Origin of the sequence: Flagellimonas amoyensis, assembly GCF_003058265.1 — a bacterium.
Lineage (GTDB): Bacteria > Bacteroidota > Bacteroidia > Flavobacteriales > Flavobacteriaceae > Flagellimonas > Flagellimonas amoyensis.
The window spans coordinates 239,187-261,576 of record NZ_QBUK01000001.1; the positions used below are offsets into that span (position 1 = coordinate 239,187).

General features: G+C 46.6%; 22 protein-coding genes. 15 read left to right on the forward strand and 7 right to left on the reverse strand.

Annotated features, from left to right (window positions below):
- Window positions 1–174 precede the first annotated feature (174 nt).
- The 4 genes from DB398_RS00985 (at window position 175) to DB398_RS00995 (ending at window position 4,964) form a co-directional block, all read left to right on the forward strand.
- A complete protein-coding gene (locus tag DB398_RS00985) occupies window positions 175–2,937 on the forward strand; it encodes a TonB-dependent receptor (protein ID WP_108422531.1) in 2,763 nt (920 codons plus the stop codon).
- Between the two features lie 2 nt (window positions 2,938–2,939).
- Window positions 2,940–3,086, forward strand: coding sequence for a hypothetical protein (locus DB398_RS18280; RefSeq protein ID WP_159076277.1), 147 nt, complete (start codon window positions 2,940–2,942; stop codon window positions 3,084–3,086).
- Window positions 3,087–3,100: 14 nt separating this feature from the next.
- Window positions 3,101–4,609, forward strand: a complete 1,509-nt coding sequence (gene atpD, locus DB398_RS00990; protein WP_108422532.1) for a F0F1 ATP synthase subunit beta — start codon at window positions 3,101–3,103, stop codon at window positions 4,607–4,609.
- A 76-nt stretch (window positions 4,610–4,685) separates the two neighbouring features.
- Window positions 4,686–4,964 carry a F0F1 ATP synthase subunit delta/epsilon gene (locus tag DB398_RS00995; protein ID WP_108422533.1) on the forward strand — a complete coding sequence of 93 codons (279 nt, stop codon included), beginning with the start codon at window positions 4,686–4,688 and terminating at the stop codon, window positions 4,962–4,964.
- A 51-nt stretch (window positions 4,965–5,015) separates the two neighbouring features.
- Here DB398_RS00995 and DB398_RS01000 read toward each other — a convergent pair whose 3' ends face one another.
- Together DB398_RS01000 and DB398_RS01005 are read right to left on the reverse strand one after the other, a co-directional pair.
- Window positions 5,016–5,546, reverse strand: coding sequence for a GNAT family N-acetyltransferase (locus tag DB398_RS01000; RefSeq protein ID WP_108422534.1), 531 nt, complete (start codon window positions 5,544–5,546; stop codon window positions 5,016–5,018).
- A complete protein-coding gene (locus DB398_RS01005; protein ID WP_108422535.1) occupies window positions 5,546–7,342 on the reverse strand; it encodes a M61 family metallopeptidase in 1,797 nt (598 codons plus the stop codon). Before DB398_RS01005 ends, DB398_RS01000 begins: the two co-directional genes overlap by 1 nt.
- 63 nt (window positions 7,343–7,405) lie before the next feature.
- Here DB398_RS01005 and DB398_RS01010 point away from each other — a divergent pair, with 63 nt between their 5' ends.
- The 3 genes from DB398_RS01010 to bioD are packed head-to-tail and all read left to right on the forward strand — an operon-like array spanning window position 7,406 to window position 9,551.
- The gene (locus DB398_RS01010) at window positions 7,406–8,557 is read left to right on the forward strand and encodes an aminotransferase class I/II-fold pyridoxal phosphate-dependent enzyme (protein ID WP_108422536.1); all 1,152 of its coding nucleotides are present in this window, start codon (window positions 7,406–7,408) and stop codon (window positions 8,555–8,557) included.
- A complete protein-coding gene (locus DB398_RS01015; RefSeq protein WP_108422537.1) occupies window positions 8,554–8,940 on the forward strand; it encodes a putative signal transducing protein in 387 nt (128 codons plus the stop codon). Before DB398_RS01010 ends, DB398_RS01015 begins: the two co-directional genes overlap by 4 nt.
- On the forward strand, window positions 8,937–9,551 hold the full coding sequence (gene bioD, locus DB398_RS01020) for a dethiobiotin synthase (protein ID WP_108422538.1): 615 nt from the start codon (window positions 8,937–8,939) through the stop codon (window positions 9,549–9,551). The genes DB398_RS01015 and bioD overlap by 4 nt, the downstream gene beginning before the upstream one ends.
- Here the strand turns inward: bioD and DB398_RS01025 are convergent.
- Window positions 9,543–11,018 carry an ArnT family glycosyltransferase gene (locus DB398_RS01025; protein WP_234415975.1) on the reverse strand — a complete coding sequence of 492 codons (1,476 nt, stop codon included), beginning with the start codon at window positions 11,016–11,018 and terminating at the stop codon, window positions 9,543–9,545. The two genes, bioD and DB398_RS01025, sit on opposite strands and share 9 nt — an antisense overlap.
- A gap of 62 nt (window positions 11,019–11,080) precedes the next feature.
- Between DB398_RS01025 and bioA the strand changes: the two genes are divergently transcribed.
- The 4 genes from bioA (at window position 11,081) to DB398_RS01045 (ending at window position 15,693) form a co-directional block, all read left to right on the forward strand.
- The gene (bioA, locus tag DB398_RS01030; protein WP_234415976.1) at window positions 11,081–12,367 is read left to right on the forward strand and encodes an adenosylmethionine--8-amino-7-oxononanoate transaminase; all 1,287 of its coding nucleotides are present in this window, start codon (window positions 11,081–11,083) and stop codon (window positions 12,365–12,367) included.
- A 9-nt stretch (window positions 12,368–12,376) separates the two neighbouring features.
- Complete coding sequence (locus tag DB398_RS01035) at window positions 12,377–13,585, forward strand: beta-ketoacyl synthase N-terminal-like domain-containing protein (protein ID WP_199913338.1); 1,209 nt, start codon at window positions 12,377–12,379, stop codon at window positions 13,583–13,585.
- Window positions 13,586–13,666: 81 nt separating this feature from the next.
- Window positions 13,667–14,764, forward strand: coding sequence for a biotin synthase BioB (gene bioB, locus DB398_RS01040; RefSeq protein ID WP_108422540.1), 1,098 nt, complete (start codon window positions 13,667–13,669; stop codon window positions 14,762–14,764).
- A gap of 59 nt (window positions 14,765–14,823) precedes the next feature.
- Window positions 14,824–15,693, forward strand: coding sequence for a cupin-like domain-containing protein (locus DB398_RS01045; RefSeq protein ID WP_108422541.1), 870 nt, complete (start codon window positions 14,824–14,826; stop codon window positions 15,691–15,693).
- Window positions 15,694–15,699: 6 nt separating this feature from the next.
- Here the strand turns inward: DB398_RS01045 and DB398_RS01050 are convergent, their stop codons facing one another.
- The 3 genes from DB398_RS01050 to DB398_RS01060 form a co-directional block, all read right to left on the reverse strand.
- On the reverse strand, window positions 15,700–16,173 hold the full coding sequence (locus DB398_RS01050) for a regulatory protein RecX (protein WP_108422542.1): 474 nt from the start codon (window positions 16,171–16,173) through the stop codon (window positions 15,700–15,702).
- 57 nt (window positions 16,174–16,230) lie between these two features.
- A complete protein-coding gene (locus tag DB398_RS01055; protein ID WP_108422543.1) occupies window positions 16,231–17,781 on the reverse strand; it encodes an Rne/Rng family ribonuclease in 1,551 nt (516 codons plus the stop codon).
- A gap of 276 nt (window positions 17,782–18,057) precedes the next feature.
- Window positions 18,058–18,348 (reverse strand): HU family DNA-binding protein, encoded by a 291-nt coding sequence (locus tag DB398_RS01060; RefSeq protein WP_072876044.1) that lies wholly within the window; start codon window positions 18,346–18,348, stop codon window positions 18,058–18,060.
- Window positions 18,349–18,472: 124 nt separating this feature from the next.
- On the opposite strand from DB398_RS01060, the gene mutY reads away from it, so the two are divergent.
- Genes mutY through gldD form a run of 4 tightly spaced genes read left to right on the forward strand, consistent with a single transcriptional unit; the run spans window position 18,473 to window position 21,880 of the window.
- Complete coding sequence (gene mutY, locus DB398_RS01065; RefSeq protein WP_108422544.1) at window positions 18,473–19,513, forward strand: A/G-specific adenine glycosylase; 1,041 nt, start codon at window positions 18,473–18,475, stop codon at window positions 19,511–19,513.
- 23 nt (window positions 19,514–19,536) lie between these two features.
- Window positions 19,537–19,992, forward strand: a complete 456-nt coding sequence (locus DB398_RS01070; protein ID WP_108422545.1) for a single-stranded DNA-binding protein — start codon at window positions 19,537–19,539, stop codon at window positions 19,990–19,992.
- A 24-nt stretch (window positions 19,993–20,016) separates the two neighbouring features.
- Entirely contained in the window at window positions 20,017–21,327 is a 1,311-nt protein-coding gene (locus DB398_RS01075) for a gliding motility-associated protein GldE (protein WP_108422546.1), read from the forward strand.
- Window positions 21,317–21,880 carry a gliding motility lipoprotein GldD gene (gene gldD / locus DB398_RS01080; protein WP_108422547.1) on the forward strand — a complete coding sequence of 188 codons (564 nt, stop codon included), beginning with the start codon at window positions 21,317–21,319 and terminating at the stop codon, window positions 21,878–21,880. Before DB398_RS01075 ends, gldD begins: the two co-directional genes overlap by 11 nt.
- On the opposite strand, the gene DB398_RS01085 is transcribed toward gldD, so the two are convergent.
- Complete coding sequence (locus DB398_RS01085; protein WP_108422548.1) at window positions 21,881–22,318, reverse strand: hypothetical protein; 438 nt, start codon at window positions 22,316–22,318, stop codon at window positions 21,881–21,883.
- Window positions 22,319–22,390: the final 72 nt, after the last annotated feature.

Consider the following 22,390-nt stretch of genomic DNA (forward strand, 5'->3'; position numbering starts at 1 on the left):
AATATTGGCGCCTTTTTTATTGATACCGTATTTTTGAACATGGAATTTTGCCAAAAAAGTATTATGCATGCATAATTTTTTCCATATTTGTAGAAATCAAATGAAAAAAAATGTATCTTCCACATACATTGCTTAACAGACACTTAAACCAAATTTAACTCAAATTCATAGCCAATGAAAAGACTAATGTTCATTTTCCTTATGCTGATAGGTATTGTCTCGCATGCACAGACAACCGTCCAGGGAAAAGTAGTTGATGTAAATAGCCAGCCCATCCCAGGGGCCAATGTGGTCTTGGTGGGAAAATCCGAAGGGACCGTTACGGACTTCGATGGGAACTTCACTTTCAATACCTCACAGACCCCACCGTTCCAACTTCGGATAACGAGTATCGGGTTTTCAGATTTTGTGGCAAACGTCACAACAAATAACCAGACCCTTTCCATTACCCTAGCTGAAGCCTCTACCTTGTTGGATGAAATCGTCATCTCGGCATCGAGGACACCCGAACGGATTTTTGAATCCCCGGTTTCCGTGGAGCGTTTTGGTCTCAAGGAAATAAAGAACACCACCTCCGAATCCTTTTATGGAGGCTTGCAAAACTTGAAAGGAGTGGACATCAATACCAACAGTTTGACTTTCCAGTCCATTAACACAAGGGGTTTTGCCACTTTTGCCAACAACAGGTTCTTGCAGTTGGTAGATGGGATGGACAACACCGCACCCGGTCTCAACTTCGTTTTGGGTAACTTGGTGGGGATGTCCGAACTGGATGTGCAGAGTGTGGAGATCCTACCCGGAGCCTCTTCTGCCCTGTACGGAGCTGGAGCCTTCAATGGTATCCTTTTTATGAACAGTAAAAACCCATTTGATTTCCAAGGGATCAGTGCTTACGCCAAAGGCGGGGTCACGGTACAGGATGCTGCTGGGAGCAATTTTTATAAGGACTTTGGCATCAGAGCGGCACACGCCTTTAGCGATAAGGTCGCCGTTAAGGCCAACCTATCGGTGTTGACCGGTGAGGACTGGCATGCCAATAGAACTATAGATTTGAACAATCCTGGGGCAGATCGCTCCAATCCTGCCTATGATGGATTGAACATCTATGGGGATGAAGTATCCACCAACTTGAACTTTGATGCGGCTGCTGGATTGCCCACAGGCACGGTAGGCTCGGCAGTAATTTCCAGAACAGGGTACAACGAAGCAGATTTGGCCGATTATGGAGCTGAAAGTGTAAAATCGGATTTTGCAGTGCACATACGTCCTTTTGCCAACGATTTTGAAATCATCCTGAACAGTAGAATTGGTCGTGGAACCACTATTTACCAAGGGGCCAACCGCTATGCGGTAAGTGGGTTTACCATGCAACAGCACAAGTTGGAAATCAAGAACAAGAATTTCTTCCTACGTGGATATATTGTTTCCGAAAATTCAGGGGATGCCTACGATACCCGTTTTGCGGCCATCAATATAAATAGGTTGTGGAAATCTGATGTACAATGGTTTACGGATTATGCTTCCGCCTATATCCCTACCTATCTCGGAGGGATCCAACAAGGGGGATTGACTCCGGAACAAGCCTCGACACAAGCGCATATTGCTGGTAGACAGTCCGCAGATACAGGTAGATTGGTTCCTGGTACGGCAGCCTTTGAAAGTGCGTTCAACCAAGTGACCAACGATGGGGATTTGACCACAGGGGCTAAATTTATCGATAAGACCAAATTCCGTCATGTCAATGGAAATTACAATTTTGCCCATTTGATAGACAACTGGGCCGATCTGCAAGTAGGAGGCTCTTTCAGGGAATATGTGTTGAACTCCAACGGTACCATTTTTACCGATATTGATGGACCCATTTCCTATAATGAATATGGTGCCTATGTACAGCTTCAAAAGAAACTCTTGGATGATCGGTTGAAGTTTACCGGTTCAGCCCGTTACGATAAAAACGAGTTCTTCGATGGGTTTGTTTCACCGAGGTTATCGCTTGCCTACACCGCTGGGGAAAATAGAAACCACAACTTGAGGGTATCTGTACAGCAAGGTTTCAGGAACCCGACCACCCAGGATCTTTTTATTGGTCTGAATGCAGGTCGCGCCATTTTGGTGGGGTCGGCTCCTGCCAACTTGGATAGGGACGTAAGAACATTCAATGTAAGCCAAAGTGCACAGGATAATCTTGGGGTACCGGCAACCGTTCAGATTGTGGGCCGAGCCGCCTATGAAAATGCGTATTCTACCAGTTCATTACAAGCTGGGGCTCCTCAAGCAGTGAATACGCCATTGATCAAACCAGAAGAGATCACAGCTTTTGAGGTAGGGTATAGAGGCCAAGTGGGTAGATTTACCATAGACTTGAGTGGATATTACAACAGCTATTCCGATTTCTTGGCCAACACAACCACCGCTGTTCCGTTTTATGGACAGGCCGGTGACGGTGGACTATCCCTATTGGCACTTCAAAATGGGGATTATCAAATCTACCAGACCTATACCAACTCTGATGCGGATATCAATTCCTATGGGGGAACAGTGGGTGTGGACACCAAGATCGGAAACTTTGATTTTGGGATCAACTATACCTATGCCGAATTGGACATCGATGAAGGGAAATACCCAGACTTGAGGACCAATTTCAACACGCCAAAACATAAGGTGAAAGCTTCTTTCGGGAATGCAGCGCTCTTCAAAAACTTTGGCTTCAATGTAAACTACAGATGGAGCGACAGCTACTATTGGGAAGCATCCTTCGCCGATGGGGATATTCCTGCCTTTACCGTATTGGACGCACAGGTCAACTATTCCGTGCCGAGCATCAAATCAGTGTTCAAGGTGGGCGGCTCCAACTTGTTGGGAGATGAATACTTTACCGCGATCGGTACAGGTAACATCGGTTCCATCTACTATGTTTCTTGGGCCATAAACCCGTAAAGATGAACCCTAAAACACATAAAAAGGCACTGAATTTTTCAGTGCCTTTTTTCTTTTTAAAAAAACAAAAAATCGGTTTCTTAATAAAAAGGGAAAAGCATATCTTTGCAGCCGGAAAAAAAACGGTTTTTTTCTGTGTATTCAATTAAAAATAAACACACTAATGTCTAAAGTTACAGGTAAGGTTGCCCAAATTATAGGCCCGGTCATTGATGTTGAGTTTGAATCGGGGACGGTGATTCCACGAATTTACGACTCCCTTGAGATAACAAAAGCCAATGGCTCCAGATTGGTATTGGAGGTACAATCGCATATTGGCGAGAATACCGTAAGGACCATTTCCATGGACTCAACAGATGGTTTGAGTAGGGGAGTTGAGGTAGTTGCTACCGGAAACCCCATACAGATGCCCATAGGTGAGGCGGTGTATGGAAGGCTTTTCAATGTGATCGGTGATGCCATCGATGGTTTGGAAGAATTGCCAAAAACTGGAGACAATGGACTTCCCATTCACAGGGAGGCCCCAAAATTTGAAGACCTTTCCACTTCAACAGAAGTCCTTTTCACAGGGATCAAGGTGATCGACCTTATCGAACCTTATGCAAAAGGAGGTAAAATTGGATTGTTCGGTGGAGCCGGTGTAGGTAAGACCGTATTGATCCAGGAGTTGATCAACAACATCGCAAAGGGCCACGGAGGTCTATCCGTATTTGCAGGTGTTGGGGAACGTACCCGTGAAGGAAACGATTTGCTTCGCGAGATGTTGGAGTCCGGAATTATAAAATATGGTGATGAATTCTTGCACTCCATGGAAGAAGGAGGATGGGATTTGTCAAAAGTGGACAAAAAAGTGATGAAGGAGTCCAAGGCAACCTTCGTGTTCGGACAGATGAACGAACCTCCAGGTGCCCGTGCCCGTGTGGCATTGTCCGGACTGACCATTGCCGAGTATTTCCGTGATGGAGCAGGGGATGGACAAGGAAAGGACGTACTTTTCTTTGTGGACAACATTTTCCGTTTCACCCAAGCAGGTTCCGAGGTATCCGCACTATTGGGCCGTATGCCCTCTGCGGTAGGTTACCAGCCAACCTTGGCCACTGAAATGGGGGCCATGCAGGAACGGATCACTTCAACCAAAAGAGGATCTATTACCTCTGTACAGGCGGTATACGTACCTGCGGATGACTTGACGGATCCAGCGCCAGCGACCACATTTGCCCACTTGGATGCCACCACCGTACTTTCCCGTAAAATTGCCGAGTTGGGGATATACCCTGCTGTGGATCCATTGGATTCCACTTCGAGGATCTTGACCCCGGACATTTTGGGCAAAGAGCACTACGGTTGCGCACAACGTGTAAAAGAGTTGTTGCAGCGCTATAAAGAGCTACAGGACATTATCGCCATCTTGGGTATGGAAGAACTTTCCGAAGAAGATAAGTTGGCCGTAGGTAGGGCAAGACGTGTACAACGTTTCTTGTCACAACCGTTCCACGTAGCGGAGCAGTTTACAGGTATCCCAGGAGTTTTGGTGGATATCAAGGACACCATCAAAGGTTTCAACATGATCATGAATGGTGAATTGGACCACTTGCCAGAATCCGCGTTCAACCTTAAAGGTACCATCGAGGAAGCCATTGAGGCCGGGGAGAAAATGTTGGCAGAAGCGTAGAACAGAATTGAGACGCCAGTATTTAGATGTTAGAATAATCTAAATACTCAAATCTCAAATCTCAATACTAGAAAATATGTATTTAGAAATCGTATCCCCTGAAGCCACATTGTTCGCTGGAGAAGTGACCTCGGTCACCGTTCCCGGAGTAGATGGTGAGTTCCAGATGTTGGAAAACCACGCACCCATTGTCTCCCTGTTGCAGGAAGGCAAGGTGAAGGTAAAAGGCAACATTGTCATTGACGAAGCCTTTCAGGACAAGTTTTCCAAAGGAAGCAACGGAGAAACTGTTTTGCACATCACCAGCGGAACGGTTGAAATGAAGGACAACAAAGTGATTGTACTTGCTGATTGACGAGTGCAACCATGTACACAAAAAAAGGCCGCCCTTTTTGGGCGGCCTTTTTTATTTCAATCCGATCAAATACCATTCCCTGCCGCCCGACCAATACACTTTTAAGGTCTCAAAACCAATGGCCGAATGGGCGGCCAGCGACCTTTTGTTCTGTCCATCCACCTCGGTGATGATGGTGTCAAAACCTGTCGGCAGTTTTTCTTTCATGGTAAGGTACAGGTTTCGGAATATTCCTTTTCCACGATGGCTTTTGGCCACACAGATCTGTCCCATCGCCATGTAATCCATCCGGTTTCCCCGGATTTCATCAATTTCGACGAACATGGACCGCAATACCTCGACAGTATCGCCAAATTTGGGATGCATGCACAGTGCATAAGCGACAACGGCATCATTCTCCACAGCAATGATATGGCCACATTCATCGTTCATGGCCTTTAGCTGTTCCAAGGTATGTTCCACAGTGACAAAGCCCTCCTTTGCGCTTTCCTCCGCGGAAATGTTTTTGGGTAAATTTTCTTGCTGGAGGGCCAGAATCTGTTCCAACTCCTCCAAGGTCGATGCCTGTTTATAGGAAACCATCACTCCGCTTTGAGCCAATCTTTTCGTTGTTTCAGCACTTTGGAAGATGGGGATTGCTTTCTGTCCTCCATCAAACTGAACGAATAATCTGGGCTGGGGGACAATGTCATGGTCGTGGTCTTGCGTTCCCCAAATCTTGTATAGTTCACTTGCAGCGGTGTCCCCACTTGGAATTGCTTCAGGTAGTCCTCGAATTTTTGTCCCTCGGAAAAAGGAACGTCATTGATGTTCAGGATAATGTCACCATTGTCCAGACCCGCTTTGTAGGCAGGGCTTCCCATTTGGGTGTTCCTCAACAGGCTTGCTCCCAGACCATCGGCATTCATGGACACATAGGTACCCAAATAGGGTGTATCCTTAGGTTGTTCCAACAAAACGCCCACAGATGTCAACAAGGAAGCATAATCGGGCATTTCACTTTGGTAGATGTACTGATTAAAAAAGGAATCCCCAAAGTCCTTTCCTGCATAGTCATTCAAGGCAGTATGAAGATTTTCAATGGTGTAGGGCACTTCGGGCTTGCCGTAAGTTTTCCAGACCGATTTCATAAAATCATCCAGATTCAACCCTTTTTCCCTTAGGGAAAGGTCCAATGCCAGACCTAGGACACTGCCGTAGGAATAATAGGAAATAAAGGTATTTTCACGGTTCACGGGCTCCACCGAGGTAGCAGCATCCACAAACGGGGCCTGATAGCTCATTTCAATCGGGTTGAAAAATTGAAGCGCAGGGGAGTTCCAAACATAATTGAAGGTGCCCGCCAAGCCCTCCACATATTCTTTTGGAGACATCAACCCTGCACGGCAGAGGATGAGATTGGTGTAGTAGCTAGTGAATCCTTCGGCGAACCACAGTTCCCCACTCATGTCCGCGGCCTCAAAATCAAAAGGTTCCAAAGATTTAGGACGGATGCGTTCCACGTTCCAAGCGTGGAAAAACTCATGGGAAACGGTTCCGATGTTTCGCTCCATGCCCCCATTGCCCAAACTGCGGGTACTGGTCACAATGGTCGAATTTCTGTGCTCCATTCCGTCCCCGGATGCATTTGGGATGTAACACGCCAGAAAAGTATAGGAACCATGATCAAAATCGGGGAGTTCCCCATAGACGTCCTTTTCGGCGAGGACCACCTTTTTGACCTTTTCAAAATAAGTGTCCGCTTCGGCCTCTGTGCCGTTATGGTGCAGGGCGAGGTTGATGGTCTTTCCGTCCACCTCAAAAGAACGCAGCATAAAATCGCTGATCTCCGTGGGACTGTCCATAAAATAGTACAGATCGGGCGCGGAATAGGTAGTGCCGGAAACCAAGGGCAATTGGGTGGCCACCTTCCAATTGAGATCTTCCCTCACAGCAAAGGTCACCTCGATCTTGCGCTCGCTCAGTTCCGAAGAGAACATAAAGGTAGCGGGAATGTTCAGGTGGGCATGGGTCTCATCGACTTGGGAATAGGTCCCATCCCCCCTATTGGCAAACAGCGTATATTCGATTTTTATGGTGCCATCATGTCCGGAAACCTCCCACTCATAAGGATTGGGGCGATTCACTTTCAACAGTTTTCCCTTACTGTCCATGGCCTTGAACCCGTACACGTTTTTGGCAAACTCGTGCAGGGCATATCTCCCTGGCGAGGTCCTGCTCATCCGAAAGGAAACCTTGTCCGTCTTCAGTTCGGGAAAAGTGGCCTGTACCACAGCTTCGTGGTGTGCCGCATTCTCAAAGGAAATGGTGTACGAATTGGTCTGTGCCATCCCTAAAAAGCAGGAAAACAACACCAAAAAAGAAAAGGAAAACTTCATTCTCAATACGGTTTATGAAGGACTAAGATACTGTTTAAAAACAGGAAGTACTACATTTGCCCCATGGAGAAATTGCCCAAAAAATTGCAGTCCAAACTTTCGGCACGTAAGGAAAATGGTTCCTTGCGCCATTTGCCATGGCAGGGCAACTCCATTGATTTTTCATCCAACGATTATCTGGGCCTGGCCAAGAGTGAAAAAATTGCCCAAATGGCCCTTGATTTTTTGAAAAAGGCACCCCAAAAAAACGGTTCCTCGGGGTCCCGGTTGCTCTCGGGCAACCATCAACTTTATGCACGATTGGAAGATTTTTTGGCCGGCCATCATAACTCCATGGCCGCTTTGGTGTTCAACTCGGGCTATGATGCCAACATTGGTTTTTTTTCATCTGTTCCACAACGGGGCGATATGGTCTTGTATGATGAATTGGTCCATGCCAGTATCCGGGACGGAATCCAGATGGGGAATGCCAAAAGCTACAAATTTGCCCATAATGATATTGATGATTTGGCCCGTCATGTTGAGCGCAGTCGAAATATGGACGGCTTGGCGGAAATCTATATTGTGACCGAATCCATTTTTTCCATGGACGGAGATTCCCTAGATCTAAAGCGTCTGGCGAATTTTTGCAGGGACAACGGCTGTTTTTTGGTGGTGGATGAGGCGCATGCCACCGGAATTTATGGAAATGGTCGGGATTTGGTTGCGGAACAGGGACTGGAACAGGAAGTGTTTGCCCGCATCATCACTTTTGGGAAGGCGATGGGCTGCCATGGCGCGGCCATTCTTGGAAGCGAATCCTTGAAGGAATATCTGGTGAATTTTTCGAGGAGCTTTATTTATACGACTGCACTTCCACCACATACCGTGGCCACCATTTTGGCGGCGTATCAATATCTTGGGGATGAAGGCGCAGCTATTTCCAAGCAGCTCCAGGCCAACATTGGGCATTTCAAGCAGGAAATGGAACGATTGCAAATGACGGACAGGTTCATCAATAGCGATTCGGCCATACAATGCGCCCTGGTTCCCGGGAATGGCAAGGTAAAGGCCATTGCCAAACAATTGCAGACAGCAGGATTTGATGTAAAACCCATTCTTTCCCCTACGGTGAAGGAAGGGGAGGAACGCCTGAGATTTTGCTTGCACGCATTCAATACAAAAGAAGAAATAACGAAAGTTTTGACATTGTTGAACAATCTCATCAACCCATGAAAACGGAATTCTACACTTTGGGAACCTTTGAGTTCCCAGCCGATGCGGTCATCATCAAAGGTAAACTGGAAGCAGAGGGCATAGCCGTGTTCCTTAGGGACGAAGCGACCATCAATTCCGACCCCCTGATCAGTGCCGCCATAGGCGGGGTAAAGCTCCAAGTGTATTCGAGCGACAAGGAACTGGCCAAGCAAATCTTTGATGAGATCAGGAACTATGCCACTGATGATCAGGGCAACCCTATTGTCTGCCCCAATTGCAAGGCCGCCAAATCTGAAATTTATTATTCCAGAAAGAATGTTTTTTATAAGCTCTTTCCTTTCTTTGAACCCAGAAAATATCAGTGCATGCAGTGCAATTTTGTTACAAGACCTGCCAAATGAAGCTATTTATTACCGGAATTTCGACCGAAGTGGGAAAAACTGTTGCATCCGCCATTGTGGTGGAAGCCCTTCAGGCCGATTACTGGAAACCCATTCAGGCCGGAGACTTGGACAACTCGGACAGCCATAAGGTGGAATCGCTTATTTCCAATGACAAGACCGTTATCCACCCCAACAGCTATGCCCTCAATACCCCGATGAGCCCACATGCCGCCGCGGAAATAGATGGTGTCATGATAGATTTGGATGCCATTGCACCGCCTGTCACCGAAAACCATTTGGTGATCGAGGGTGCGGGTGGTTTGTTGGTGCCTTTGAACGATGTGGATACCATTTTTGACCTGATTCAGCCCGATCACAAAGTGATCGTGGTGTCCAGGCATTACTTGGGCAGCATCAACCATACCCTACTGACCATCGAAAAATTGCAGCAAAAAGAAGTTCGGGTCGGGATTATTTTCAGTGGGGATGAGCATCCCACTACCGAAGCGATCATCTTGAAAAAAACAGGGGCCGTTTTTTTGGGGCGGATCCATGAGGAGCCAAAATTCGATAAAAAGAAAGTGAGGGCATATGCGGATAAGTTCCGTACGGCCCTGCTGTCATTCTAGTCGCTGATAAATAAGCCCTCGCCCAACGGTCGCCGTAAGTTGGTAATGTTCCTCAAGGTAAGCATCGATATAGGTGTTGTAGCTCACCAGTTTTTCGTAAAAGATTTTTTTTCCTTTTCGGGCCACCACGATGTTGGGCCGAATGGTTTCCATAATATACCGGAGTTCTTCCATGCCACTGTTCCTCGGATTGTCCAGATCGGAGAATAGCTCGTCGCGGGTAATGTTGCTCGGATGGATGGACACCTTTGTAGGCGGTGTTTCACCCAGCACCCAATAGCCGATATGGTACTCGGTGAAAAAGATGTTCTTCGTGTCCAATTGGTGCTTTGAAATATAGTTGGGAACGTCAATGCCCTCACCGTTGTAAAAAGATCCTTTCTTTATTTTGTTGGAAACGATGTTCACATACTCCAGATACGACTCCATCGGGATCAGGAACAGCAGCGCAATCACCAAGGGGCGATACGATTTTTTCAATTTTGGTAGTTTGCCAAAGGCCACGCCCAAAGGAATAAGGATAAACGGATAGAGTTGGATGAGATAGTGGCCGTTTACCTTCCCTGTTTGCATGAAGGAAAGCAGTATCCCAAGAATCACCACGGTCAGCAATTGGGATTCCCTGGACTTGAAATCGATGACCTTATACGCAAATCCGGCAATCAAAAGCCCGAGCACAATGAACACGAACGGCAGTGTTTTTACGGGGGAATGGTATTTTCCGCCCGAATAGGCCAAAGGGGCTTCAAAAATGGACTCCCACCAAACGTACAGGTTGTCCTGTAGGTAATAGGGCAGTGCAGTGACCAGCACAGTGAGACCGATCCCGATTCCCATAAAGAATAAATTCCGGATGCTACGGGACAAGGTGTTCTTGGCAAACCCTTCGGACAAGAAATAGATCCCCAAGGTGAGTACAGGGTAGGCCATGTTCAATTTGGACATGATGGCGCACCCAAAAAGAAGACCGGCCACCAAATACCAGCCCCATTGCCTCTTGTACACAACCAGATATATGCCGATCACAAAGAAGAAGGTGCAGATATGTTCCGACATCACACCCTGTAGGCTCCCGAACAGACTTTGAAAGAACACACAGAAAACCGCTACCCAAAAAGCAATTTTTTTGGAGGCAATCTTTCGGGTGATGCCATAGGTGAACAAGGCGGTCACGGCCACCATGATGGCCCCAAAAAACCGGATGGCGAAGAAACTCTTCCCAAATAGCTTGATGATGATGGCAAAATATAGAAAAGTAATGGGTGGTTTCAGGTCCCAAAGCTGGGTGTAGGGCAGGTGCCCATCCGCCCAAGATTGCCCCATAAGGATGAACGTGCTTTCGTCCCTGTCCACATAGTCCCTAAAAAAAAAGGGAAAACGGATAAAAAGGGCCACTATGATCAATAGGGTCAGGACCTTCTTCCAATCGAGGTCGTTGTAGTCACGAAGCTGGAATGTATTAAGCACGGTCGGCGTCGGGTTTATTGGCTATTAATTATCATCTTTGCAATATAGATAAATTGAATGTTTTGAGAGATTCTGTAGCACTGGAAAAATTATCGGACAGGGACAAAAAACACCTGTGGCATCCCCTTACCCAACACAAGGTAAGCCCGGACGTGTTGGCTATATCCCGGGCGAGCGGCGCGCTGCTCTATGATGAGGACGGCAAGGAGTACGTGGACGGCATCGCATCGTGGTACACCTGTATGTACGGGCATTGCAACCCCTTTATTTTGGACAAGGTGATGGACCAGATGCAACGGTTGGACCAAGTGGTCTTTAGCGGATTCACCCACGAACCTGCCGTACGATTGTCCGAAGAACTCGTCAAGATATTGCCACAAGGCCAACAAAAACTGTTTTTTTCGGACAATGGCTCCACGGCGACGGAAATCGGGATCAAAATGGCGTTGCAGTACCATTTTAACCAAGGACAAAAACGCAATGTGCTTTTGGCTTTTGAAGAAGGCTTTCATGGTGACACCTTTGGGGCCATGTCGGTCTCAGGGCTCTCGGTTTACAACGGACCTTTTGAAGATTTCTTCATTGAGGTGGAACGAATCCCTCTGCCCACCAAAGAAAATATCGGTTCCGTTTTGGCCCAATTGGAACAACGTTTGAAAAATAACAACTTGGCAGGGTTTATCTACGAACCTTTGGTGCAAGGGGCGGCGGCCATGAAGATGCACGATGCCGAAGGTCTGGACAAGATACTTGCCCTTTTGAAGAAGCATGGGGTACTGCTCGTAGCGGATGAGGTGATGACGGGTTTTGGAAAAACGGGACGACCATTTGCTTCGGATTATCTGGACACCAAGCCCGATATCGTTTGCCTGTCCAAGGCATTGACGGCCGGACTGATTCCCATGGGGCTGACCACTTGCACCGAAGAGGTGTATATGGCCTTTTACAGCGATGATATTGCCAAGGGGCTCTTCCATGGGCACACCTATTCGGCAAATCCCCTGGCCTGCGCAACGGCACTGGCCGCTTTGGAACTTCTCCAGAGCGAAGAAATCCAACAATCCATCAAGGCCATTTCGCAGTGGCACCAACAGTTTGGCGAAGAGATCAAGGACCATCCCAAAGTAGGGAGCATCCGTCAGCTCGGCGTCATCTTTGCCCTCGACCTGAACGTGAAAATGGAGCGTTATGGTAATTTGCGCAACAAGCTGTTTGCCCATTTTATGGGCCAAGGGGTGTTTTTGAGGCCTTTGGGCAGCACCATCTATATCTTGGCGCCCTACGTGACCACAAAAGACCAAATGGAGCGGATTTACGGTGCCATCCGGTCGGCTCTTGAATTGGTATAAGCTATTGTTATGTTGAAGGAACCCATTTCCATAACGGCCCTATCCTCCATTTCCGCCTTGGGGGAATCCCCCGAAGAGGTTTGGCAATCCTATAACCGGAACGAACATTTTCTCTCCGAAGCACTTATTGGGGAGCAAAAGGTGTGGGTATCACAATTGCCGGAATCCATCAAACTAAAAATTGAAGATCTACGCCAGTCCGATGCCAAGTACAAGCATTTGGACGATTCTGTGCTGTTTGCCATCCATGCTGCCCGAAAGGCCATAGAAAGCGCCGAATGGGAGAAAGGGTGCAATTTTGGGATCAATATAGGGTCTTCACGCGGGGCCACTTCCCTTTTTGAAAAATACCATGAAGAATTTCTGAGGGATGGCAAATCTGCGACCCTATCCTCACCTACGACCACGTTGGGGAACATTTCCTCATGGGTGGCCCATGACCTTAAAAGCAAGGGTCCGGAAATTTCACATTCCATCACTTGTTCCACCGCCTTGCATGCGGTATTGAATGCCGTCGCATGGATCCAAAGTGGAATGACCGATCAATTTTTGGTTGGGGGGAGCGAAGCACCATTGACTTCTTTTACCATTGCCCAGATGCAGGCCCTTAAAGTGTATTCCAAGATGTCATCTCGAGCGCCCGCCAACCGGACTGGCAGGCAGTCGAGAGAGGTATTTCCCTGTTTGGCCATGGACTTGGACAAGAACCAGAACACCATGGTGTTGGGTGAAGCGGCAGGACTCGCTTGTTTGGAAAAAGGTCAAAAAGCCAATGCCTTGGCAGTGATTGAAGGGATAGGATACGCCACCGAACCCTTGGAGCACAGTGTTTCCATCAGTACAGATGCCCAATGTTTCCAGGACTCTATGAAAATGGCCTTGGGGGATTTGGATCCATCCGAAGTGGATGCCGTGGTGATGCACGCTCCAGGGACGATAAAGGGAGACCAGACCGAGTTCAATGCCATCCAAAAAGTATTCGGGCAAACAGTGCCTTTTTTGACGACGAACAAATGGAAATTGGGGCACACCTTTGGTGCTTCAGGTTTGTTGAGTATGGAAATGGCTGTGCTCATGATGCAAAACCAGGCGTACATCGCCAGTCCATTTTATAACAATAAAAATCAATCAAAACCAATAGCGAAAGTATTGGTGAATGCCGTTGGCTTTGGAGGGAATGCCGTCAGTATTTTGTTGAAGCGACCCGATGACCAATGAACAAGCTTGTCCTAAAAACACAGACTTTGGCAGTTCTTTTTGGAAGAATGCCTTACTTTTGAACTAGACATACCAAAAAATATGACTACAAGACACAACTGGACCAAGGAAGAAATCCTCGAAATATATAACAAGCCTTTTATGGAGTTGCTGTATGAAGCGGCCACCATCCACAGGCAACACCACGACCCTAATACCGTGCAGGTTTCCACCTTGCTTTCCATCAAAACAGGTGGATGCCCGGAGGACTGTGGGTACTGCCCTCAGGCGGCCCGTTACCACACCAATGTGGAGGGCAATGACCTGATGTCCGTGCAACAGGTAAAGGCACAGGCATTACGTGCCAAGTCATCCGGAAGTTCCCGTGTCTGTATGGGTGCCGCATGGCGAAACGTTAAGGACGGCCCCGAATTTGACCAAGTGTTGGAGATGGTCCGTACCATCAACAAGTTGGATATGGAAGTGTGCTGTACCTTGGGCATGGTGACCGAAAACCAGGCCAAACGCTTGGCCGAAGCCGGTCTTTATGCCTACAACCACAACCTCGATACTTCGGAGGAATACTATAAGGAAGTCATTTCCACACGTGGATATGAAGATCGTTTGCAGACCATAGAAAATGTGCGCAAGACGAACGTTACGGTCTGTAGCGGCGGAATCATAGGCATGGGGGAATATATTGAGGACAGGGCCGGAATGTTGGTGGCCCTATCCACTTTGAACCCACAACCCGAATCTGTTCCCATTAATGCTTTGGTGGCGGTGGATGGCACTCCGATGGAAGACCAAAAACCGGTGGAAATATGGGAAATGATCCGTATGGTGGCCACTACCCGAATTGTGATGCCGCAGACCCAGGTGAGGTTGTCCGCAGGAAGAACAGGAATGAGCAGGGAAGGACAGGCCATGTGCTTTTTCGCCGGTGCCAACTCCATTTTTGCAGGCGATAAATTGTTGACCACCCCCAATCCCGATGTGAACGAGGATATGGAAATGTTCAGGCAATTGGGACTGAATCCCCAAAAAGCCTTTGTGAAAGCGCCCCAGCCCCAGACCGTAGAAGCCATTGACTCTGAATATGCGGCCATGGGGGAAAAGCCTAAATGGTCCAGACCAGGACATACCATTGAGCGGAACGAAGCTGCCAAACACAAAGGAAGTTTGGTTTCCGGGGATTAAGGTTTGGTAACTATTTAAAAACGTTTTAGTAATTTAGTGGTTTCAAATTCCTTGAAATCTTGAAGCTGAACCTTGAACAAATTCCCAGGGAAAAAACTCTTACCAAGAAGGAGTTTATCCAAAACTATTTCAAGCCCCAAAAGCCAGTAGTGATCGAAAGCTTTATTGAGGATTGGCCTGCACATTCCAAGTGGAGCTTGGATTATATGAAACAAGCGGCAGGGGAAAAGGAAGTGCCTCTGTACGATGATCGCCCTGTAAAACATGATGAAGGTTTCAACCAGCCGCACGCCAAAATGAAAATGTCGGAATATGTGGACTTGTTGAAGAGCGGACCTACCAAATACCGAATTTTCCTTTGGAACATTTTGAAAGAAGTTCCCGAGCTGCAAAAGGATTTCACCTATCCCGATTTTGGATTGAAACTGATGAAAGGCTTGCCCATGCTGTTCTTCGGTGGGGAAGATTCCTATACCTTCATGCACTACGATATCGATCTCGCCAATATTTTCCATTTCCATTTTGAAGGGAAAAAGCAATGCATCCTTTTTTCGCAGGAGGAGACCAAATATCTCTATAAGGTGCCCCATTCGCTGATCACTAGGGAAGATATCGATTTTGACAATCCCGATCTGGACAAATGGCCTGCCCTGCAACGGGCCAAGGGACATATCGCCAATTTGGAACATGGAAATGTGCTCTACATCCCAGAAGGATATTGGCACTACATGAAATACGTGACCCCGGGATTCTCCATGAGTTTACGGTCTATTGCCAAAAAACCCAAAAATTTGGGTAGGGCGGTGTACAATATTTTTGTCATGCGCCATTTCGATAATGTAATGCGAAGGATGAAAGGCCAGCAATGGATCGATTGGAAAAACGAACAAGCAATTCTGCGTACTCAAAGATTGATAGTACAAAAGTAACTGGTACTATTTGATCAGGTCATTGATTTTATCAAAGACCAAATGACTTTCCCAGCCGCGGTACAACAGATAATCGGCCAATTTTTTCTTGCGTTTTTGGAGGTTGGTTTCCTTGATCTGTTCCAATCGTTTTTGGGCCAATTCGTCCAAGGTATCGAGGTAATCCCCATCATGGATTTCTTTTAGGGCACTTTTGATGTTGTAAGCGGAGATTTGTCGCAGTTGAAGTTCCCGTACAATCCGGTTCCTGCCCCATTTTTTAATATTGAACTTGCCCCGGGCATAACTCTTGGCAAACCGTTCCTCGTTCAAGTAATTTTCTTGGATGAGGTGTCCCACAATTTGGTCAATGGCCTCTGGGATCATGTTCATCCCCTTGAGTTTTTCCACCACTTCGTAGTGGCAACGTTCCTGATAGGCGCAATAACCTTCCAGTATTCGAGTGGCTTCGGCCAAGGTATAGCTTTTGGTATACGGCATGTTCAAATGTACATAAAACAAAAAAGCGACCCCATTGCTGGAGTCGCTCTTTGATTATTATATTCCGATTGTTTTGCCGTCTTTGTCCTTGAAGTGGTATTCAAGATAGGTATAGGCATCCCTAGGCTGGACCTTTATCCATTTTTTATAGGCTTTGAACCATTTGGAACGGATGGAAGGGAATCCTTTGGTAAGGTAGGCCGCAATGAACGGGTGTATGTTGAGTACAATCCCATTGTTCTTTTGGTCACTTTTCAGGATTCGTTCCAGATCTGCTTGGATCTTATCGATCAATACAATGGGGGCCTCCACTTCGGCACCTGTGCCGTTGGGGTTTTCCTCACTGGTCTTGATGTTCATTTCGGGACGTACCCTTTGTCTGGTGATCTGTACCAGTCCAAATTTACTGGGGGGCAAAATCTTGTGTTTTGCACGATCGTCCTTCATTTCGTTCCTAAGGTGATCGAACAGTTTTCTCCTGTGATCGCCCCGGGTCATATCTATAAAATCCACCACGATGATACCGCCCATGTCGCGCAGTCGTAATTGTCTTGCAATTTCGGTCGCTGCCAACATATTGACTTCCAAAGCGGTGTCTTCTTGGTTTTTGGCCTTGTTGGAGCGGTTACCACTGTTCACGTCGATAACGTGAAGTGCTTCGGTATGCTCAATGACAAGGTAAGCGCCCCTGCTCATGGAAGCAGTTTTGCCAAATGAGGTCTTGATCTGACGCTCGATCCCAAATTTTTCAAAAATGGGGGCTGGGCCTGAATATTGCTTTACAATGGATTCTTTTTCGGGTGCAATTTCATGCACATAGTCCTTGATCTGGTTGTAAAGCGTTTCTTCATCAACATGTATTCCGTAAAAGGAATCGTTGAAAACATCCCTCAGGATGGACGAGGCCCTATTGAGCTCCACCAATACTTTGGATGGATGCGAGGCTCTCTGCAATTTCTTGCACATGGCTATCCATTTGGATAGCAGGTTCTGAAGATCTTTGTCCAGTTCTGCAACTTTTTTGCCTTCTGCAACGGTACGGATAATGACTCCAAATCCTTTGGGCTTGATGCTCTTCACAAGTCTGATGAGCCTGTCCTTTTCCTCTTTGCTCGCTATCTTCTGCGATACCGAGACCCGATCGGAAAAAGGGACCATGACCAAGTAGCGCCCGGCAATGGAAAGCTCGGAGCTGATTCTTGGGCCCTTGGTGGAGATGGGTTCTTTTACAATTTGTACCAATAATGACTGATTGGCTTTGATCACATCATTGATGCTGCCATTCTTGTCAATGTCTTTTTCAAATGGAAAATCCTTCAGGGTATAGTCTTTCAACTTCCCTGTTCTAGCTTTTTTGATGAATTTAAGCATGGAGGACAATTGCGGACCAAGGTCATGGTAATGCAGGAACGCATCTTTTTCATAACCTACGTTCACGAAGGCCGCATTTAGGCCAGTAACGGGTTTTCTGATCTTGGCCAGGAAGATATCCCCTACGGAAAAGTTGTTGTTGTCCTCCTCTTTGTGTAATTCGATGAGTTTTCCATCCTTTAACAAGGCAAAATCGACTGCTTCGGGACTAGATCTAACGATTAATTCTCTATTCACCTGAATCGATTTATATTCATCCCAAGGAATAGGTTTTGGGACAAATGATTAAACAATATATGGAATCGGTCATTTTTCGAACCGATTGAAATTCGTTTCTTGAATCTCTATGTCAAAGAACGTATGGATGTAAAATGAAAAAGTAGTCGCTACAACTACTTTTTCTTGTGTCGGTTAGCTCTTCTGCGTTTTTTACGCTTGTGGGTAGCTACCTTATGTCTTTTTCTTTTCTTTCCACTCGGCATATGGCTCTTCCTTTAAGTGTTGTTAATTATATTATTTTACTTGTACGTTGCTCTTTACTCCCTCCACGAAAACTTTGGCGGGCTTGAAGGCGGGGATATTGTGTGCGGGGATTTTAATGGTAGTGTTCTTTGAAATGTTCCTACCTGTCTTTTCGGCGCGGGTCTTTATGATAAAGCTCCCAAAACCTCTTAAATAAACATTATCTCCATTTTCCAAGGAAGATTTTACTTCTTCCATAAAAGATTCCACTGTTGCTTGTACGTCACCTTTCTCAATTCCTAGCTTTTCTGAGATTTTAGTTACAATATCTGCTTTCGTCATTTCTCTTGATTATTTTTCTTATTTTTTTAGGCTTGCAAATATAAACATTAAAATTAATCTTTCGTTTAAAGCCTTTAATTTTAAGTATATAAACTGATACATTTGGTCCATAGTATTTTTACGCATGTCTTTTTCCCATAAAATTCTGGCCTGGTACGGCGAGCACCAACGTGACCTTCCGTGGAGAAAAACACGGGACCCCTATAAGATCTGGCTGTCCGAGATCATGCTCCAGCAGACCCGCGTGGCGCAGGGAATGCCCTATTACCACAGGTTCTTGGAGGCTTTCCCGACGGTTCGGGACCTCGCCGCGGCACCCGAGGAAAAAGTGCTGAAGCTCTGGCAGGGCTTGGGATATTATTCCCGTGCGCGCAACCTCCATGCGACGGCAAAAATGGTGGTCAGCGACCATCACGGCAAATTTCCCCGGACCTACGAGGGGCTCAAATCGTTGAAAGGAGTGGGGGATTATACTGCCAGTGCCATAGCCTCTTTCTGTTTTGATGTCCCGGAACCCGTGGTGGACGGGAATGTGTACCGGGTACTGGCCAGGTATTTTGGCGTGGAGCTACCCATAAACAGTACCGAAGGCATCAAATATTTCAAGGAATTGGCCCAGGAGGTCATGGATGCCCCAAATATCAGGGATTATAATCAGGGGATCATGGAGTTTGGTGCTATTCAATGTGCGCCGAAGAAACCCTATTGCCTGCTGTGTCCGTTGAATGAAAGCTGTGTTGCCCTCAAAGAGAACAAGGTGGCCCACTTGCCCGTCAAATTGAACAAGACCAAGGTGAAGGAGCGTCATTTCAACTATTTGGTGTTCTTGGATGAGGAAGGCCATACGTTGATGGAACAACGACGGGGAAAGGGAATTTGGCAGAACCTTTATCAGTTTCCCTTGGTAGAATCTGATCGGGAGTTGGACCACCAGTCCCTTCAACAGCAATTGGAGGACAAAAATGGCGTTCCCGAAGTAGAGTCCCTTACCTTATATAATACCAATGGGCCCATAGTCCATAAACTGTCCCATCAGCACTTGTACACCAAGTTCTGGATGGCAAAATCGCCCAAGATCTTGAAGGAAGGGATCCATTGGGACAAAATAGCAGCTTTTCCCGTCCCTGTTTTGATCGCGGATTTCATCCAGACATTTAAAATTTAGTACTTTTGATTAATTAAAGAGTTATGAGCGGAACATTAAATAAAGTAATGCTGATCGGGCATTTGGGAGACGAAGTGAAAATCCACTATTTTGAAGGTGGAAATTGCGTTGCCAGATTCCCCTTGGCCACCAATGAGACCTATACCAACAGGCAAACAGGTGAGAAGGTGACCAACACGGATTGGCACAACATCGTAGTGAGGAACAAGGCCGCCGAAGTCTGTGAAAAATACCTGAGCAAAGGCGATAAGGTGTATGTGGAAGGTAGGCTGAAGAACAGGCAGTGGCAAGGTGAGGACGGTAATATGCGGTACACCACAGAAGTGCATGTCCAGGATTTTACCTTTTTGACCACGAAGAACGAAAGTATGACCAATGCACAGACCACATCGGCCCCAGAGCAAAGAGAACCTATTAGGAACCAAGGGCCGGCCGTACCAATGGACGATACCGAAGAAGATGACGACCTGCCATTTTAAAACCAAAGTTTAAAGCAACACCATTTGGATCCCGAGCCCCATTGTTTGGTCTTTTTCTTTACAGCTTTTAGTGGCCTATTCACTATCAAGGTGATCGTGCTTATATTGCTCCTGATCGGGTCGGCCATGATTTCGGGTGCCGAAGTGGCACTTTTTGGACTGTCGCAGACCGATGTGAACGAAATGGAGGAAAATGGATCTTCCCGTGAAAGACTCATCGTGAAGTTGTTGGAAAAGCCCAAAAAGCTATTGGCCACCATTCTCATCACCAACAATGCCATCAATATAGGTATCGTATTGTTGTTCAGTTCCATTGGAGACACCCTTTTTTCCGAGATTGACGGAACCCTTCGCTTTTTATTGGAAGTGGTCGTGGCCACCTTTCTGATCTTGATGTTCGGGGAAATCCTTCCCAAGATATATGCGAATAGGAACCGTGTGCAATTTTCCCATTTTATGGCCATGCCCATCAATGGTCTTAGCTTTCTTTTTACGCCCCTGAGCTCCCCGATGAGGTCGGCCACGTTGTTTTTGGAGGACAAACTGGGCAAACAAAAATCGAGCCTGAGCGTGGACCACCTGTCCCAGGCATTGGAACTCGCCTCCGAGGGTGATACCACCAAGGAAGAACAAAAGATATTGGAGGGCATCGTCAGTTTTGGCAACACGGATACCAAGCAGGTGATGCGGCCCCGTATCGATATTTTTGCGGTCAACGAGAAAATGAAGTTCCCCGAAGTGCTCCAAGAGATCAAAAAGAATGGATATTCCAGGATTCCCGTTTTTTCCGAGAATATGGACAATGTGTTGGGCGTGCTCTATGTGAAGGACCTATTACCTTATATAGATAGGAAGACCTTCAATTGGATGTCCCTAATTCGGGAACCCTATTTTGTGCCGGAGAACAAGAAATTGGACGATCTGTTGCTGGAGTTCCAGGACAAGAAGAACCATTTGGCCGTTGTGGTTGACGAATACGGCGGCACCTCGGGTATCGTGACCTTGGAGGACATCATCGAGGAAATTGTGGGGGACATCAGCGATGAGTTCGACGATGAGGACCTGGTCTTCTCCAAATTGGATGACCACAATTATGTATTTGACGGTAAAACCACGTTGAAAGATTTTTATCGGGTCGTGAAAATTGAGAACGAGGAGGAATTTGAGTCCAAGAAAGGGGAATCGGAGACCATAGCCGGGTTTGTACTGGAAATTTCGGGCAGTTTCCCCAAGCAGGGAGAAAAAGTATTGTTCAAGGAATACCAGTTCATTGTGGAAAGTATGGACAAAAAAAGATTGAAACGCATAAAAGTAACCTTGCCACATGAAGTATAGCAGATTGATTTTCGTTTCCATGGCCCTATCGCTCCTTACCATGGCCTGCAAGGAAGATGTGCTGCCCAAGCCCAAGGCCATGTTGCGGTTGGATTATCCTACTGCCGAATATGTGGAAACCGATGTGGACTGTGCCTATATTTTTGGCCGGAACATGTCATCGAACATCAAAGAGAACAAAGACTGTTCGCTTGTTTTGGACTATCCTCAAATGAAAGGGGCCATTTTCCTTACCTATAAAAAGGTGGATGGCAATATCAGGGAGTTGATGATCGATGCGGAAAAATTGACCTACGAACATGTGGTCAAGGCCGACCAGATTGCTCCCGTGGATTATCTGCATCCGGAGGAAAAAGTATATGGAAAGTTTTTTGAAGTGACCGGGAATGCGGCCTCACAGTCGCAGTTCTATGTCACGGACAGCATTAATCATTTTGTGACGGGTTCCCTGTATTTCTATGCAAAACCCAATTACGACTCCATTCTGCCTGCGGCGATGTACCTGCAGAACGATATTCGCAATATCATGGAAAGTTTGCGGTGGAAAGAATGATCATTCTTCTCCTTTTTCCTCGGTAAGTAGGGCCTCGGCTCTTTCAATGCTTCCGTTGATTTGTTCCTTGAGGGCCTTTACCTTGGCTTCTTCCTCGTCCAGCCATAGTTGTTTTTGCTCGCTGAGTTCCTTCCCGTTCAGGATTTCATCGGAATCAAATCTGTCGCCAAAATCCCTCATCCAGTCCATCATGGACTTGTGGGCGGACTGTAGGTCTCGCATGGCCGTTTCATATTCTTGCCCCACTGCGGTAGTGTCCACCTTGGTTTTGAGTTCCCCGACCAGTTTTCCCAGTTTTCCCATTTTGGGCATCACTTCGTCATGGATGGCCATCACCTGTTCCATTTGGGAGGGCCCTTCGGGAGCTTTTTTCACTTCTTTGCATGAAGAAAAGAAAACCAAAAGGGTGCAGGCAAGTGTTGAAAGGAATATTCTCATGGTAAAGTTTTTTCAAAAATAACACATTGTTCTAAAGCAACTGCTATTTGGATTGAAGAATAGGGAAAGAAA